We start from the raw sequence: 919 nt of genomic DNA on the forward strand, positions 1-919 counted from the left end.
ATAGTATAGTCAGTCTAGAATAAAAGAGATACAACCCATATCATGAAACAGTTTAGGTAGATTATTCTCCATCCAGCCTTGGCGTAGAAATTTTGCCTGTGCCCACTTCTTTTCAATGGGATTTAGATCAGGACTGTAAGGTGGCAACCAAAGAATACGATGGCCATGTCTGTTCAGTAGTTTTTGAATGCATTTGTTCTTATGAAATCTAGCATTGTCCATCACGATCACGCATTTTGTTTTAAGGCTTGGAATCAGCGTGTGTTTGCACCAGTGATAAAATATGCTGCTGTTAATATTTTGTTCAAAGTAATCAAGCGCAAACAGCATTTTTTCATAGAGAGCCCCAATAACGTTAGTGCGCTTTCTTACTTGCCAGTTGTAGCTATCAATACAAGGTTTGCCAATCGGTGCATAGCCGTAAGGGCGAATCGTTTCCGCCTCAAAGCCACTTTCATCCATATACACAATGGGATAGCCTTGCTGCATAAAGCTATCAAGCTTACTCTGATATATCGCTCTTTTTATCAGGCACGCTCTTGGATGCTCTAAGGTCTTTTTTTTGACTGATACCAAGGCGCTTTAGGGCAATATCAATGCCTGATTTGCTACAGCCTAAACGTTGAGCTCGCTCGTACATGTAATCGTCTGGATATTGAGCGACGTCTTTGAGAAGAGCTTCATTCGGTATTTTACTGGGTGGCTTATCCCGAGTTTGTTTGATACTTGGATTTTTCAGCCAACGCTGTAAAGTGGTTTTACTAATGTCATAGAAAATACATGCTTGACGAATACTCATGTCTTTGTCTTTGACGCTTTTAATCACTTGCGCTCGAAAGTCTGCTGAGTAAGTCATAATGATTATATCTTTCTCTTTATTTTAAAAGCATTGTATCTTATTTATAAAAGACTGACTATA

2 protein-coding genes are annotated in these 919 nt (G+C 39.1%); both read right to left on the reverse strand.

The window, feature by feature from the left end; all coding sequences use genetic code 11:
* Nucleotides 1–9: 9 nt before the first annotated feature.
* Nucleotides 10–489, reverse strand: coding sequence for an IS630 family transposase (locus tag FQ082_RS12895; RefSeq protein ID WP_223145368.1), 480 nt, complete (start codon nucleotides 487–489; stop codon nucleotides 10–12).
* Between the two features lie 13 nt (nucleotides 490–502).
* Nucleotides 503–856: an IS630 transposase-related protein gene (locus FQ082_RS12900; protein ID WP_149493455.1), complete on the reverse strand. Its 354-nt coding sequence runs from the start codon at nucleotides 854–856 to the stop codon at nucleotides 503–505.
* Between the last annotated feature and the right edge of the window lie 63 nt (nucleotides 857–919).

Origin of the sequence: Psychrobacter sp. ANT_H56B (genome assembly GCF_008369245.1) — a bacterium.
Lineage (GTDB): Bacteria > Pseudomonadota > Gammaproteobacteria > Pseudomonadales > Moraxellaceae > Psychrobacter > Psychrobacter cryohalolentis.